17 protein-coding genes are annotated in these 14745 nt (G+C 63.4%); 14 read left to right on the forward strand and 3 right to left on the reverse strand.

Going from position 1 to position 14745, the window contains the following annotated elements:
- The first annotated feature begins 18 nt into the window (after window positions 1–18).
- The 7 genes from MNAB215_RS14470 to MNAB215_RS14500 are packed head-to-tail and all read left to right on the forward strand — an operon-like array spanning window position 19 to window position 5266.
- Window positions 19–414: a nuclear transport factor 2 family protein gene (locus MNAB215_RS14470; RefSeq protein ID WP_077079469.1), complete on the forward strand. Its 396-nt coding sequence runs from the start codon at window positions 19–21 to the stop codon at window positions 412–414.
- Between the two features lie 42 nt (window positions 415–456).
- Window positions 457–1023 (forward strand): VOC family protein, encoded by a 567-nt coding sequence (locus MNAB215_RS14475; RefSeq protein WP_077079470.1) that lies wholly within the window; start codon window positions 457–459, stop codon window positions 1021–1023.
- 3 nt (window positions 1024–1026) lie between these two features.
- Window positions 1027–1857 (forward strand): SDR family NAD(P)-dependent oxidoreductase, encoded by an 831-nt coding sequence (locus MNAB215_RS14480; protein ID WP_077079471.1) that lies wholly within the window; start codon window positions 1027–1029, stop codon window positions 1855–1857.
- Window positions 1858–1867: 10 nt separating this feature from the next.
- Window positions 1868–3268, forward strand: coding sequence for an aromatic ring-hydroxylating oxygenase subunit alpha (locus MNAB215_RS14485; RefSeq protein ID WP_245830313.1), 1401 nt, complete (start codon window positions 1868–1870; stop codon window positions 3266–3268).
- Window positions 3265–3861: an aromatic-ring-hydroxylating dioxygenase subunit beta gene (locus MNAB215_RS14490; RefSeq protein ID WP_245830314.1), complete on the forward strand. Its 597-nt coding sequence runs from the start codon at window positions 3265–3267 to the stop codon at window positions 3859–3861. Before MNAB215_RS14485 ends, MNAB215_RS14490 begins: the two co-directional genes overlap by 4 nt.
- Window positions 3858–4430 carry a YceI family protein gene (locus MNAB215_RS14495; protein ID WP_245830315.1) on the forward strand — a complete coding sequence of 191 codons (573 nt, stop codon included), beginning with the start codon at window positions 3858–3860 and terminating at the stop codon, window positions 4428–4430. The genes MNAB215_RS14490 and MNAB215_RS14495 overlap by 4 nt, the downstream gene beginning before the upstream one ends.
- Window positions 4427–5266 (forward strand): fumarylacetoacetate hydrolase family protein, encoded by an 840-nt coding sequence (locus tag MNAB215_RS14500; protein WP_077079473.1) that lies wholly within the window; start codon window positions 4427–4429, stop codon window positions 5264–5266. The genes MNAB215_RS14495 and MNAB215_RS14500 overlap by 4 nt, the downstream gene beginning before the upstream one ends.
- A gap of 3 nt (window positions 5267–5269) precedes the next feature.
- Here the strand turns inward: MNAB215_RS14500 and MNAB215_RS14505 are convergent, their stop codons facing one another.
- Window positions 5270–5872, reverse strand: coding sequence for a TetR/AcrR family transcriptional regulator (locus MNAB215_RS14505; protein WP_245830316.1), 603 nt, complete (start codon window positions 5870–5872; stop codon window positions 5270–5272).
- A gap of 226 nt (window positions 5873–6098) precedes the next feature.
- Here MNAB215_RS14505 and MNAB215_RS14510 point away from each other — a divergent pair, with 226 nt between their 5' ends.
- From MNAB215_RS14510 to MNAB215_RS14540, 7 genes are read left to right on the forward strand one after another with little or no spacing between them, the layout of a single operon-like run.
- The gene (locus MNAB215_RS14510; protein ID WP_077079474.1) at window positions 6099–7175 is read left to right on the forward strand and encodes a class III extradiol ring-cleavage dioxygenase family protein; all 1077 of its coding nucleotides are present in this window, start codon (window positions 6099–6101) and stop codon (window positions 7173–7175) included.
- Window position 7176: 1 nt separating this feature from the next.
- On the forward strand, window positions 7177–7935 hold the full coding sequence (locus MNAB215_RS14515) for an SDR family NAD(P)-dependent oxidoreductase (RefSeq protein ID WP_077079475.1): 759 nt from the start codon (window positions 7177–7179) through the stop codon (window positions 7933–7935).
- Complete coding sequence (locus tag MNAB215_RS14520; protein WP_077079476.1) at window positions 7932–9218, forward strand: aromatic ring-hydroxylating oxygenase subunit alpha; 1287 nt, start codon at window positions 7932–7934, stop codon at window positions 9216–9218. Before MNAB215_RS14515 ends, MNAB215_RS14520 begins: the two co-directional genes overlap by 4 nt.
- A complete protein-coding gene (locus MNAB215_RS14525) occupies window positions 9215–9736 on the forward strand; it encodes an aromatic-ring-hydroxylating dioxygenase subunit beta (protein WP_077079477.1) in 522 nt (173 codons plus the stop codon). The genes MNAB215_RS14520 and MNAB215_RS14525 overlap by 4 nt, the downstream gene beginning before the upstream one ends.
- A gap of 43 nt (window positions 9737–9779) precedes the next feature.
- Window positions 9780–10625, forward strand: coding sequence for a fumarylacetoacetate hydrolase family protein (locus tag MNAB215_RS14530; RefSeq protein WP_077079478.1), 846 nt, complete (start codon window positions 9780–9782; stop codon window positions 10623–10625).
- Window positions 10622–12259, forward strand: coding sequence for an AMP-binding protein (locus tag MNAB215_RS14535; protein WP_077079479.1), 1638 nt, complete (start codon window positions 10622–10624; stop codon window positions 12257–12259). Before MNAB215_RS14530 ends, MNAB215_RS14535 begins: the two co-directional genes overlap by 4 nt.
- Window positions 12260–12282: 23 nt before the next feature.
- The gene (locus MNAB215_RS14540; protein WP_077082013.1) at window positions 12283–13104 is read left to right on the forward strand and encodes an enoyl-CoA hydratase-related protein; all 822 of its coding nucleotides are present in this window, start codon (window positions 12283–12285) and stop codon (window positions 13102–13104) included.
- Between the two features lie 432 nt (window positions 13105–13536).
- Here the strand turns inward: MNAB215_RS14540 and MNAB215_RS14545 are convergent, their stop codons facing one another.
- Together MNAB215_RS14545 and MNAB215_RS30785 are read right to left on the reverse strand one after the other, a co-directional pair.
- Window positions 13537–14154 (reverse strand): TetR/AcrR family transcriptional regulator, encoded by a 618-nt coding sequence (locus MNAB215_RS14545; RefSeq protein ID WP_077079480.1) that lies wholly within the window; start codon window positions 14152–14154, stop codon window positions 13537–13539.
- 115 nt (window positions 14155–14269) lie between these two features.
- Window positions 14270–14656, reverse strand: a complete 387-nt coding sequence (locus tag MNAB215_RS30785) for a fumarylacetoacetate hydrolase family protein (protein WP_083743401.1) — start codon at window positions 14654–14656, stop codon at window positions 14270–14272.
- Window positions 14657–14745: the final 89 nt, after the last annotated feature.

Below are 14745 nucleotides of genomic sequence, written 5' to 3' on the forward strand. Positions count from 1 at the left end.
TCAAGGAAAGCGGGAATCGTGGCTGATAACCACAACGACGTGCAGGCCATCGTGGACAAGTTCTTCACCGCGCTGGCGACCGGTGACCAGGCGACCTGCGAAGCACTGTTCACCGACGACGCAGTGGTATGGCACAACTACACCCAGCAAGAGCAACCGAAAAGCGAAGCACTGGCAGCACTTGCGGGGCTGGCGCAAATGCGGGCCGAATTCTACGTCGTCGGGCGTGACTTCACCGATGACACCTGCGTTCAGCGACACGTCGTGCGGGTGACGCTGCCGAACGGCGAAGCGGCGGCGATTCCGGCGATTCAGCGTATTTCCCTCTCGGGCGGCCGGATCCGGCGCATCGAGGAGTACATGGATTCGGCCCAGATGGCCGCGGCGATGCAAGCACTGCAAGCCGGCGTGTGACCGGACCGAACACCTCGGCGAGGAATTAGGAAGGAACCTGTAATGCCCGGAATCACCGACAAGTTCACCGGCGAACCTGTCCTGAAGGTCCAACGGCTCGGTCACGGCACCTTGGAGGTCGTCGATATCGCCCGGTCACGCCGCTTCTACGAAGAGGTCCTCGGACTGGAAGTGATCCAACCCAGCGCCCGCTCGATGATGATCCGGCTCAACACCAACCACGCCTACGCGGTGGTGGAGACCGGCAAGGAGAGTTCGATGACGATGCTGGCCCACAATGGCCTCGACGTGGGCAGCGAGGAAGAGGTGTACGCAGCCCACCAGAGGCTGCTCGCGCTCAAGGACGACTGGGGCCTCAAGACGATCACCGACCCACGACACATGCACGGGGACACGTCGTTCTACTTCACCGACCCGGACGGCAACTGGTGGGAGATTGTCGCTGTCCGTGAAAACGGCTATGCCGCTGACTTCTCCGATCCCGAGCGGGATCTCACCGGCCTGCACGAGTTCGACGGTGAGAGCGGCAATGTGAACTTCAGCCACACCCACGACCCCAACTTCCGGTCGCGCGTCCGTGAGGTTCTTGATACCAAAAGCAAGGCCTAGCCGGTGAGCCGTCTGGAGGGAAAGGTTGCCGTCGTCACCGGTGCCGGCAAGGGCATCGGGCGGGGAATCGCCCGCAGGTTCGCCCGCGAGGGCGCCAAGGTGGTTATCGCCGAGTTCGACACCGACGCGGGTAAGCAGGTCGCCTGGGACCTCGGTGCGCTCGGCGGCGAGGGTTTGTTCGTACAGACCGATGTGTCCCGTAAGGGAGACGTCGAAGACGCGATCGCGGCCGCCCAGGAGTCCTTCGGTGGTTTGGACATCCTTGTCAACAATGCGATTTCGCTGACCCCGGACGTTCCGCTGGAGCGCAAGACCGACGAAATGTTCGAGCAAATGCTCGGAGTCGCCCTATGGAGCGTGTGGTGGGGGATGCAGACGGCGTTCCCCGTCATGAAAGCTCACGGTGGTGGACGCATCATCAACTTCTATTCGATCGACGCCGACAACGGAAACTGGGTCCACGGTGACTACAACACCGCCAAGGGCGGTGTGCAGGCGCTGACCCGGACGGCCGGATTCCAGTGGGCCAGGCACAACATCCTGGTCAACGCAATCGCACCGATCGCCGCATCGGCTGCCTTCGAAGAGATGGTGTCCGCCAACCCTGCACTGCTCGAGGCGGTTCCGCTGATGATCCCCTGCGGACGGATGGGCGACCCGGAAGACGACATCGCCCCAGTGGCGGCTTTCCTGGCCAGCGACGAGGCACGCTTCATCACCGGCGCGACCATCCCGGTCGACGGGGGCCTGCACGTACCGCGGCTAAACACCCGACCACCGGACCCCTCGGTCTTCGACTCACTGCCCGGCAGCGCCGGGTCGGAAAACAAGTAAGGAGAGCGTCGTGACTATCGACGAAGTGAAGCACGCTCGGACCGGACCGGTCCTGGCGGACGGGACCCCGCTGTCAGAGCTGATCGACAAGGATTACCGCGAGGTATCGCTGCGCGTCCTCAACGATCCGGAGCTCTACCAGTTGGAGCTCAAACACCTGTTCGCCAAGGCGTGGACGGCCGTGGCCCATGAGGATGAGATCCCCAACGTCGACGATTACGTCCTGCGGTATGTCGGTGAGGATCAGGTCATCATCAGCCGCGCGGCCGACCGAAGCATCACGGCCGCGCTCAATGTGTGCGCGCACCGGGCAGCGAAAGTGTGCCGGTTCGAAGCGGGCAATGCCAAACAGTTCCAGTGCCCCTACCACGGCTGGGTATACAAGTCGGACGGCGCCTTTCAGGCGTCTCCCATTGCCCGGGAGACCATGCATGGCCACCTGCGGAGCAAGGACGAGCTGGGCTTGCAGCGCGGGCGGGTCGAGCTCTACGCTGGCATGGTCTTCGTGACCTTCGACCAGAACGCACCGACGTTGCGCGAGTACCTCGGCCCGATGACCTGGTACTGGGACCTGATGTTCGACCGCACCCGAAGCGGGATGACGGTGCTGGGACACCCGCAACGCTTCATCATCCCGGCCAACTGGAAGTGCGCCGCCGAACAGTTCGCCGGAGACATCTTCCACACCCTGACGCTGCACCGCTCCATGCAGGAGTTCGAGCTGTTGGGACCGGCGGCCGAAGAGCCCGCGATGGCCGGAGTGAGCGCCAGCCACAAAGGCCATTTCGTGCGGTGCTTCGACCTCAGAGAAGAGCACTACATCACCGCACTCAAGGGCAAGAACCTGACCGCACTGTCCCCGATAGAACGGCTGCGGCTGGCGGCACCGCCGGGCATGTCGCCCGACATGGTCGAGGACTTGCCGCAACGATTCGACGAGGGCCAACTGCAGGTGTTGACACAGTTCACCCCGCAGGTGGGCCAGCTGTTCCCGAACGTCGGCGCATTGGCCATGCCGTTCCAATTCCCCGACGGCACCCCGTCGGCGTTCTTCAGCTGGCGGGTGTGGGTTCCGAAAGGGCCGGACCACTTCGAGTTGTTCCACTGGAGCCTGGTGGAGCGTGACGCGCCGAAAGAACTCGCGGAATCGATGAACCTGATGACCGCTGCCACGTTCGGGATCAGCGGCTTCGTCGAGGCCGACGACACCGACACCTGGCCGATGCAAAGCCAGGCCGCGCGCGGCGCGTTGGGGCGCCGGCAGAAGCTTCGCTATCAGGCGATCACCGGCGAGAACAAGCCCGCCGACTGGCCCGGTCCCGGACAGGTCTACGCAGGGTTCCCGAAAGATGACACGCAGTGGAACTTCTGGCTGCGCTACAGCGAGTTCATGGAAGGGAGACCGTGGTGACTGCCGAAGCCACACCGGACATCGATATCCAATCCGGCGTCACAGCCCAGTCGGGTGTCAGCTATCCGACACCGCGCGGGGCACGGGTCCCGGTGACCGACCCGCGTCATTTCGAGATCGTTGGGTTCCTGGAAGACGAGTCCGCACTGCTGGACTCCGACGACCTGACCGCCTGGTTGGGTCTGCTTGCGCCCGACATCATCTATCGCGCACCGGTCCGGACTACGCGTGATCACCGCACCCGGGGCGTGTACGAGGCGGACATGTTCCACTTCAATGAGAACATCATGACCCTGATGTTGAAGATCATGCGCATGACCCAAACCGACAGCGCCTGGTCGGAGAATCCGCTGTCCCGAACGCAGCGAATTGTGCACAAGATCCGGGCGTATGAGACCGATACGCCCAACGAATACCAGGTATACAGCTCGATCCTGCTGCTGCGGTCCCGCTACGACGATCCCGCGCTGGATTTCCTTCCGGCCCGGCGAGTGGACACCATCCGGGTAGGCGACGAGTGGAAGATCGCTTCGCGCACGCTCTATTTCGAGCAGGCCACCCTTGGCGTGCAGAACCTCGCGATCTATCTGTGAGCAACGGACGCGAATTATCTTCTGCGGCAGAGATTCCTGGCTATACGGCAGGCACGTGGGCGATCGATCCCGACCGGTCCACGCTGAGGTTCTCGGTCAAGCATCTGGGCGTACAGACCGTGCGCGGAACACTGTGGGTTGAGGGACAGATCGTGGTCGCCGACGACCCCGCGCATTCCGGGGTCGAGGCAATGGTCGACCTCGGCTCCGTCGACACGAAAAGCAAGGGGCGCGATAAGGCCATCCGGTCGGCAAGGCTGCTGGATGTGGCGAACCACCCGACGGCCGCCTACCATTCGACCGCAACGGCGCCCGATGCCGCTGCGGATCAGCGGGCGTTCGTGTTGGACGGGGAATTGTCCTTCCTGGGTATCACTCGGCCGGTGCCACTGCGCATTCAGGTCGAGCTGTTCGTCAGCGACGGAGGCCGGCCGAGGCCGATCGTCTCCGGAAAGGGGCAGTTCATCCGCAGCGACTTCGGGTTGGTCTATCGCGTACGCCCGCGGTTCCTCGACCGGGCCATCGGGCAGATGGTCAGCGTCGACGTCCGACTGGAGGGGTCAGCATGAAGATTGCACGAATTCGCTTACAAGGCAATGATGCGTGGGCGGTGGTCGACGTAAACGCTGGCACGGTGCAGCCTATTTCCGGAGAAATCGGCGATTGGGGGCCCGCCGCATCCGAGGGCCGGCAGACCTTCGAGGTCGCCGGGCCGTCGGTGGCGCTCACGGACGTGCGTCTGCTGCCGCCCATCACTCCGACCTCCACGATCCTCGGAGTGGGCATGAACTACTGGACGCACCTGGAAAAGCTCGGCGTCACCGAAAGGCCGCCAAGCACAGTGGGTTTCATCAAACCGCAGGTGGCAATCATCGGTCATGACGACGAGCTCGCCAATCCCGCCATCACGGACCAGTTGGACTTCGAAGTTGAGCTGGTGGCGGTGATGGCGCGAGCCGCGAGCAAGCCTGACGGGCACCTGACCGACGCCGTCCTCGGGTACACCGTCGGCAACGACGTGAGTGCGCGGGATGCGCCGTCGCCCATGGGCGGGCTGGACCTGTTCACGATGAAGGCGCTCACCGGAGCGACCCCGGTGGGGCCGTGGATCACTACCAAGGACGAGTTCGGCGGATCGGGCCAGATCGATGTCGGGATCTCTTTGCGCGTCAACGGTGAAGAGCGTCAACATGATCGGACGGCGAAGATGATCTGGAGTCTTGACGAATGTCTCGACTATGTCGTTGCGAGGGTAGCGCTGAGGCCCGGCGACATCGTGTTCACCGGCACCACGAACGGTGTCGGCATGGAGGACGGCCGGTTCCTCCGGCAAGGCGATGTGGTGGAGGCTGAGATCGAAGGGATCGGGGTGCTGCGCAATGTCGTTGGTGCGAAGCGGTCGTAACTGTCAGCTCGCGGCCTTGCGGCCGGCCCTGGATCGGACTTTCTTCGGTTCCAGCCCTGCTGCACCCCCGAGAGCGACGAGCAGATCACGCAGTTCGGAATAGTCCTTGGCGGGCATGAAGTAATGCGAAAAAGCTATCCGCACTACAAGATCCACGATTTCTTCGTGCGTCGCCAATCCGAGCCGGATCGCCGGACTATCGGCGAGTGCCGGCTCCAATTCGTCACGCAGAACGGCGGACAACTGGGGTGTCACCTGCTTGATGTAGTCGATCACGAAACCCGGTTCGAGTTGTCCCAGTTGGACAGTCGCCGGGTTCTCCTGCCAGTAGCGCAACATGACGTCGAGGACTACGCGAAGGCGATCCGCCGGATCGGGCTGCTCCGTGATTTCGCTCTGCAACACCCCGCGCAACCTCATGACGAAGTGATCCCCGAGCGCCTCGAGCAGGTCTTCCTTGTTCTTGAAGTATCGGTAAAGCGTGCCGCCCGATACCCCAGCCTCGGCCGCGATGTCGCTCATTGCCAGCTTCTTCGGACCCTGACGCGCGAGGGCGCGCAAGGCTCCGTTGAATATCTTCGCCTCGGTGGTCGCCCTGGTAGCCACGATATGGCCTTCCTTTCTGGAGCTCCGTCGTTCGGCTCGACAGACCTGCTCGTTAGCAACAATGGTAATGCAATCCCTTCAATCGAACATTTGATAGAACATGTGTAATATTAGTACAATTCATTCATTAGATTCGACCCTCGCACATCGAACCTTGGGCGGAGCGGAATCCTGTCCCGCACTGAGGCGCAGGGCTTGAACAGCGATCGAGGAGGATCACCGAACCATGGGTGCTGTACTGGCTGTAGGTGCCACACATTTCCCGCCGCTGGCGCTGCCCGACGAGCGAATGGCCGACGTATTCCGTTGGGCGCTGAGGGATCCTGAGCTGCCGGAGGAGAGGCGCGACCCAGCCGCCCTGTCGAGTCTGCTTGTGCGCGAACTGGGCGACGACAACGGCCTGGCCGCGGCGGCAGCCCACCGCGAAGAACTGCGACAGAACTTTCAGCGGGTGCGCGACGCGCTCGACGACTTCGCCCCTGATGTCGTGCTGATCTGGGGTGACGATCAGTACGAGTTGTTCCATGAGGACTGCGTGCCGCCGTTCGCGGTATGTGCTTTCGACGACCTGGAAACGCAGCTGTGGCAACGGCCGTTCTACAAGGGCCGGCCGAATGCTTGGGGGGAGCCAGAAGACACGCCGTACCCGATCAAGGGCGCGGCCCGGGCCGGCAAGAAACTCACCACCGAATTGCTAAGCCGCGGCTTCGATATCGCCTATAGCTACCAGCCGCTGCCCGACCGGCCGATGCCGGCCGCGTTTGCGAACACGTTGCGCTACCTCGACTGGGCCGGTGACGGCTTCCCATATGCGTCGTTGTTCTTTTCCCTCAACTGCTACGGCCGCCGATTGGTCAAACACAAGGGTGGCTTGGCCTATCTGAGCAGCATGCCCAAGGACATATCCGAACTGGACCCGCCGGCACCCGCGCCGGCCCGCTGCTTCGACCTCGGCGCGGCGGTGGCCGAGATCTGCCTGCAGAGCAAATCACGGGTGGCCCTGGTCGCCTCGTCGAGCTGGTCACACGCCTTCCTTAACGAGGCGAGCCACTTCCTGCTACCGGACACGACCCGGGACCGGGAGCTGTTCGCGCAGCTCAACGGTGACAAACCGGCCGCCTGGCGCGATGTGACCCTTGGGGAGGTCGAGCAGGCCGGGCAACACGAGATGCTGAACTGGTTCTGCCTTGCCGGCGCGGTCGACTATCTCGGCGTTCGTCCCGAGTGGATGAAGATAATCGAAACCGATCTGTTCACCTCGAACAAGGTTTTCGGCGTCTACCAGGCGGCAGGACGCAACTGAGATGGGCGCCTTCACCGGAAAGTGTGTCATCGTCACCGGTGCCGCGGGCGGTATCGGGACGGCGCTGAGTGAGCGATTCGCCACGGCGGGCGCATCGCTGGTGCTGGCCGACACCAACGACGAAGGCCTGGCCAAACTGGCCGCCAAGCTCGAGGGCGATCACACCGCGCCGGTCATCACCAGCGTCGGTGACCTGAGCACCCGGGAAGCAGCCGAACAGATGGTGCGACAGGCGGTCTCGGTCTTCGGTCGCCTCGACGTGCTGGTCAACAACGCCGGCGGCGGCGTCATCCGGCCGACGCTCAGCCACACCGAGGAAACCCTGCAGGCCACCATCAACCGCAACCTGTGGTCGGCTCTGCGATCGACGCTGGCCGCGCTCCCGGTGATGCTCGAGGCCGGCAAGGGCCGGGTGATCTTCATCGGCGCCGATTCGGTGCGCAACGGCCTTGAGGACCATGCGATGTACAACGCCGCCAAGGGTGGCGTGCACGCGGTGGCCGGCAGCCTTTCCCGCGAATTCGGCAAGCAGGGTGTGACTTTCAACGTGGTGGCGCCTCCGGCTGTCCGATCGCCCGAATTCGAGCGCTTCCTGCGGGAGCAGCCCGAACTGACCCAGCGCTTCGTCTCCCAGATCCCGATGGGCCGGCCCGCGGAGATGAGTGAGGTCGCCGCTCTCGTCGAGTTTCTCGCCGGCGATGAGGCGGGATTCATCAACGGTCAGGTGGTCGGCGTGAATGGGGGGTCGACGCTCGCATGACCGGCAACGGATACAAGGATCTGGTCGTCGAAACCCCGGGTGTGGATTTCCGGGTACATCGATCGGTCTTCACCGACGAGCAACATCTGAAACGCGAACAGAAGACCATCTTCGCCAGTAAGTGGCTCTACGTGGGTCACGCCAGCGAGGTGGCTCGGCCGGGTGACTTTGTCACGCGAACCGTGGTCGGCGAGCGGCTGATCATGTGCCGGGACAGCACCGGTGAGCTGCGGGTCTTCTTCAACACCTGCCGTCACCGTGGTGCGCTAGTCTGTCGCGAGCCCAAGGGAAATGCCGAGCGATTCCGCTGCCTGTATCACGCGTGGACGTACAAGAACTCGGGCGAGCTAATCGGTGTCGCCGAGCGCGCGTCGTTCCCGCCCAGTTTCGACCCCGCGAACTTCGGCCTGGATTCGCCCAGGTTTGAGGTGTACCGGGACTTCGTCTTCGCCACGTTCAACCGTGACGCCCAGCCGCTGCGCGACTACCTCGCTCCGGTGCTGCCGTACCTGGATTCCATTATCGACCAATCGCTGACCGGGCAGATGGAAGTGGTCGAAGGAACACATATCTACCGGATGGGCGGCAACTGGAAGCTCATCGTCGAAAACAGTCTCGACGGCTACCACGGCATGCCGGTGCACAAGACGTATTTCGCCTACCTCAACAGCCGGGGCTACGACCTCAGCGGAGGCTTGGACGGAGTTGGTCTGAGCCTGGGCAACGGACACGTAATGATGCGCTACAAGGCGCCTTTCGGCCGCTCGGTCGCCAAACCTGTACCTGTGATGAGTGAGCAGGCCCAGCAGCGGGTCCACACTATCGCCGCGGCGCTGGTGGACAAGTTCGGCGAGGAAACCGCCGAACTCGTGGGGCAGACGTTCAAGAACATGTTGATCTACCCCAACCTTTTGATCATCGACGGCGCGTCGCTGCAGTTGCGGGTGCTCGACCCGGTCGCCGTAGACCACACCGATGTCACGGCCTGGTGCCTGGCCCCCGTCGGCGAGGACCCAGAACTGCGCAAGCACCGCATTCAGGGGTATCTGGAATTCCTGGGGCCGGGTGGTTTCGCGACGCCGGACGACAACGAGGTCATCGAAGCCTGCCAGGAAGCCTACGGACACGTGCGCGGCACGGAGTGGAACATCGTCTGCAAGGGAATGGGGAAGGACGTTCCGAGCATGACCGACGAAGAGCAGATGCGTGGTTTTTGGCGTCAGTGGCAGAAGGACCTGGTCGGGACCGATGAGGTCGCGATGTCCGGGGCCAAGCAGTCATGACCGAGACAGGGTCTACCCACTCGACCGCTGTCGACCGCGACACCGCGAACGAAGTGGAATCGTTCCTGTATCACGAGGCCGAGTTACTGGATGCCTGGAAGCTGCCGGAATGGTTGAAGCTGCTGACCGAGGACTGTTCATACCTCGTTCCGTCCACGGACGCAATCGATTCCACCACTCCCGACAAGACCGTCTTCATCATCGCCGACTCCTACTCGCAGATTGTGGGAAGGGTGGAACGCCTAGAAAGCGAGATGGCCTTCGTCGAGCGACCACGCTCGCGCACCCGCCGGTTAATCACCAACGTGCGCGTCCACGACAACGGCGCGAACGGCTTCGAGGTGTTCTCGAACTTCGCCGTCTACCGGTACCGGCGCGGTGCCTCGCACCTGTTCACCGGTGAGTACCGCCATGTGCTGGTACGGGCCGCGGACGGCGGCTTCCGCATCCGAGAGCGCCGGGCCACGCTGGACTGTGAGGAACTGCGGCCGCAGGGAAAGGTCAGCTTCATTCTGTGAAGACCCAAATCGATCGGCCAATCGGCCGCGGAGGTGAATCCTGGTGCGTGTAGCCAATGTTGGTGGCCGGTTGACGTTGGTCGTCGAGGGCGCTGGCATCGACGTCCAGAAGGCCAGCAACGGTCGTTTTTCGGCCGATCCGGCGGCCATCTACGATCGGTGGACGGACTTTCGGCGCTGGGCCTCCTCAGGGGTCGATTTTCCCGCCGACCCGATCGACGAGCAGAGCCTCGGAGCGCCGTCACCAAGGCCGCGCCAAGTGTTCTCCATCGGAGCCAACTATCCCGACCACGCCGCAGAGGCCGATTTCACCCTGCCCGAGGTGATGGAGGTCTTCTCGAAGTTCCCCTCCTCGATCACCGGGCCGAACGCCGACGTCCCGCTGCCCAAGGACACGGTGGACTGGGAAGCCGAACTCGTCGTCGTCATCGGGACAGCAGCACATCGCGTGGCGAAGAAGGACGCCTGGGATCACGTCGCCGGAGTGATGGCGGGCCAGGACTATTCGGAACGCGAGCGGCAGATGGCCGCCAGCCAGTGGGGTCTGGCCAAGTCGTACCCGGCCTTCGGTCCGACCGGACCGTGGCTCGTGACGCCGGATGAATTTCCCAACCCTGACGACATCGGCATCACCTGCTGGCTCAACGGTGAGCAGGTGCAACACGCCCGCACCGCGCGGATGATCTACTCGGTACCGGACATCGTTGCCGAATTATCGCTGTACTGCACGCTTTATCCCGGCGATCTGATCTTTACCGGGACCATGGCTGGCGTCGGCTTCATCCGCAAGCCACCTCGCTACCTCGCGGTCGCAGACATCGTCGAGACCGAAGTCGAGGGTGTGGGACGACTGCGAAACACGATGGTGGCGCCCGGATTCACCCGATGAAGAACAAGGTCATCCACCGCTGGCACGACCAGGAGCAGGCGCACAGGTACCGCCAAGCCGGTATCTGGGGCGACCAAACACTCCCTGAGCTGTTCGACGAGCAGGTGGCCCGCGACCCGGATCGAATGGCGCTGATCGACGACCATGTGCGCTGGACCTACGCAGAGCTCGCGGATCTGACCCGGCGGGCGGCCAATCTGCTCCTGCACCTCGGCGTAAAACCGGGTGACCCGGTTGCTGTGCAGCTACCGACCTGCGGCCTGCTACCCCTGGTCCACCTGGCGGCCAATCGCATCGGCGCTTACATCGTGGCCATGCCCACCCGATGGCGCCGCGCGGAGGTCGGCGCACTGCTCGACACGATTAGTGCGCAGGTATTAATCGGTGTGGAATCCGATAGGGATATCGACGTCCGGGCGCTGCACGACGACGTGCGGGCGACGCTCCCGGATCTGTGCGAGGTGCTCTACGCCCGGACGGGAGCCGCCGACGGGTTCGAAGCGCTGATCCGCGCCACCGAACCGCTGGACGCAGCCACCGCGCACCGACTGCGTGCCGATCCCGATGAGCCGGCGCACGTCATGTGCTCGTCGGGTACCACCGGCGTGCCGAAGGCGTCGCTCTGGAGCGGCAACGACATGATCACGCTGTTGGTCCACCAGACCGCCCAGGCGTTGGGGCTTACCCGCGAGGACGTGGCAGCCGCGATCGCACCGGCCGGGCAGGGATCCACCGGTTACATCTTTGCGATCCTGATGCCGCTCCTGATCGGTGCGACAAGCGCGATGCTCGAGCACTGGCGCCCGCAGCCGGCGCTGGAACTGATCACGCGCGAGCGGTGCACCTTCGCAACCGCGATACCGACCCAGATGGTCATGATGCTCGACCTCGATCTGGAGTCGGCCGACCTCTCGGCATTCACCCGATTCAACAACGCCGGTGCACCTCTGCCGCCCCGCGTCGCCGAGGAGGTCGAACGACGGATGGGGTGCAAAGTCCACAACGTCTACGGAACCACCGACGGCGGTGTGCCGACCATGACAACCCTCGACGATCCCGAGTGGGCCCGGTGGACCACCGTCGGCCGGGTCTGCGAGGGTGAGGAAGTCCAGTTGCGGGCGCCCGACGGCGCCGTGGTGGCTCAGGGCCAGACCGGTGAGGTGTTCTGGCGCGGCGCCAACAACACCTATGGATATTTGAACCAGCCGGATTACGACCTGGCCAACTGGGATGCCGAGGGCTGGTACCGCTCCGGAGATCTCGGCGAGTTCGACGATGCCGGATATCTCAGAATCGTTGGGCGGGCCAAGGACATGATCCTGCGCGGGGGCATGAACATCTTTCCCTTCGAAGTGGAAACGGTTCTGATCAAGCACCATGCAGTGGCGGCGGTGGCGATTGTCCCCGTGCCCGACGCGCGACTAGGCGAACGCGCTTGTGCTGTCGTGGTCGCCAGCGGCCAACCGCCCACTCTGTCGGATCTCACCGAGTTCCTCGACCACCACGGTCTGGCGAAATTCAAGTTCCCCGAACACCTGCTGATCGTCGACGAACTTCCCATCAATCCCGGCGGGAAGGTCGACAAGAACCGCCTGCAGGCGTTGGCCGCCGACTGTGTACTGCCCTCCTACTGATCCGCGACCGAAAGGCAATGCCGATGCCCGATTACGACGACATCACCTACTCGGTGGAAAACGCCACCGCCGTCATCACCATCAATCGACCCGAGCGTTACAACGCTTTTCGTGGCCAGACGGTCGAGGAACTGATCAAAGCCTTTCGTTCGGCCTGGGCCGACACCGCCGTGCGCGCAGTCATCCTGACCGGCGCCGGTGGCAAGGCGTTCTGCGCAGGTGGTGACGTCAAGCAGCGTGCGGAGACCGGTGATTACGGCCCTACCGAGAGTGGACTGTTCGAAATCGGCTACCTGCACAAGCTGATTCGCGACATCCCCAAACCGGTGATCGCCGCCGTGAACGGGGCCGCAATCGGAGGCGGTCACGTACTGCATGTCTTGTGTGATCTCAGCATCGCGTCCTGCAACGCCACGTTCGGTCAAGCGGGGCCGCGGGTGGGGTCGTTCGACGCGGGTTTCGGCTCGGCCTTCCTCGCACGGGTGGTCGGCGAGAAGCGGGCTCGCGAGATCTGGTTTTTGTGCCGGCAGTACGACGCCGAAACCGCCGAGCGTTGGGGTCTGGTCAACGCGGTGGTCCCAGCCGATCGGCTGCTCGAGGAGGCCAAGTCCTGGGCGGCCGAGATCGCCGCGCTAAGCCCCACGGCCATCCGCTTCCTCAAGCAGTCGTTCAACGCCGACACCGATCATCAGGCGGGGCTGAGCAACCTTGGGCTGTCCGCGGTCGACCTCTTCTACGAGTCGCCCGAAGGGCAGGAAGGTGCCCGGGCGTTCGCCGAGAAACGCACGCCGGACTTCGCGGCGTACGCCACGAAGGCGCCGGTCGGCGTCGACGCTCGATGTTGAGGGGGCGACCCGTCGCGGTGGCAGACATGGCAACGGTGACCCGAGCTGCGCGCGGCGCGCGGGACTGGTGGCGCACTTCACCGCCGCACAGTCCTCGGAATGTGGGCGGAGTTGACATAAACGTCGGTTCTTGTCAATTCCCGTCCTGAAGTGGATAAATGCGCGTGTCATCGCGATCCATCCGGGCGACGGGCAACATCCCTACTTGACGACGACACGGCCGTCAAGCACCTGTGTCAAGGTGTGGACAGGCAACCACAAGGTCGTTGCGGTTACCGGGCCAGCAGCGCCCCGCGACAACGACCTGGTGGGCTTGGGCGCAGATGAATTCGCGATGCTTGCCGACCAGATCGTCGCAAACCCGATGCTGAACGGGAAACGATACGACTTGACGGTGCGCTGCGGATGGCGCCCCGCTAACCGCGCTAAAGGTCAGCTGGCCTTCGCGCGTGGCCTCCGCTTGGCTCGCTGTGTGGTCGCGCCCGGCGGCGCGACGCGAAACAACGACGTGATCATGGCGGGCACTCCGTCGGAGCGGCCACCGGGCAGGAACAGCATCGACATGACGCAGCGCAAGAACAGCTCACCGAGCTGGCGCTTCGTTAACATCTCACTGAGTACCAGCGGTGATTCGTCGGCGGCCGGACCCAACGCCGCGGTGACCGCGTCGACGAGTTTCGGAAATGTCTCGCGAATGAACCGCAACGTGAAATCGGGTGCTACATCGAGCATCCTGACGAAATCCCCGCCGGCGGCGCGATTGGCGATGATGGTGTCCAACACCACTTGGACACGGACCGCAGGGTCGGGGTTGGTCTCGATCGCAGCTGCGAACGCGCCGGCGATCCCGTCTTCGAAATGCCGGCAAAGCGTGGCCAATACATCGTCTTTGCTGGTGAAGTAGCGGTAGAAGGTGCCGCGGGCGACGCCAGAGGATTCGCAGATGTCACTCACCGAAAGCTTGTGTGTCCCTTGTCGGGTGATCGCCTCCATCGTGCCAGCGACGATTTTATCGACGGTCTTGTCCGATCGCTGATCACTTCCGGCCATGTGTCATTTCACCTCGTTAGCAAGCCACTCAGCCACGGACTGGCGCAGCCATGCGTCTTTTCGTGACTGACTGGGACAGCCTGATCACTTGGTGTCCTACTTGTCCAATTATGGATTATGCCGCCTCACTATCTGGGACCGGCGCGTCCCGATGTGAGCAAACCCACATTGACGGCGTGACCTGCCCCACTTGTGCGGGCAGGATTGGCGGCTTCAGGTGCTCCCAACGGTATTGCGGAATATCCCGATACGCTCGATTTCCGTCTCGACGGCATCTCGAGGTTGCAGGAATCGACTGTCTCAAGGCTATTACGGCGGTCGTCCCGCTGAAGAGCAGGTCACCGCAACGCAACTCGATGCCCTCATTGACGTAGCTGATCAGTTCGGGCGTAGGCCATGCCATCGCCCCGGTGTTGTCGTGCTGGCGCTGTTCACCGGTGACCCGCAACAAAGTGTCGACTTCTGGCTGGCGGGAGGCGTTCAGCTCGGCCGGTGTGACGATCTACGGCCCGACCGATGTGGTGCGGTCCAGAGATTTCATGCTGTATAGGTCAAGCCCGCCGAGCCCTTTGGTGTAGCGGCCCAGCTGTC

The sequence above is a fragment of the Mycobacterium numidiamassiliense genome, from assembly GCF_900157365.1.
Classification (GTDB): Bacteria; Actinomycetota; Actinomycetes; order Mycobacteriales; family Mycobacteriaceae; genus Mycobacterium; species Mycobacterium numidiamassiliense.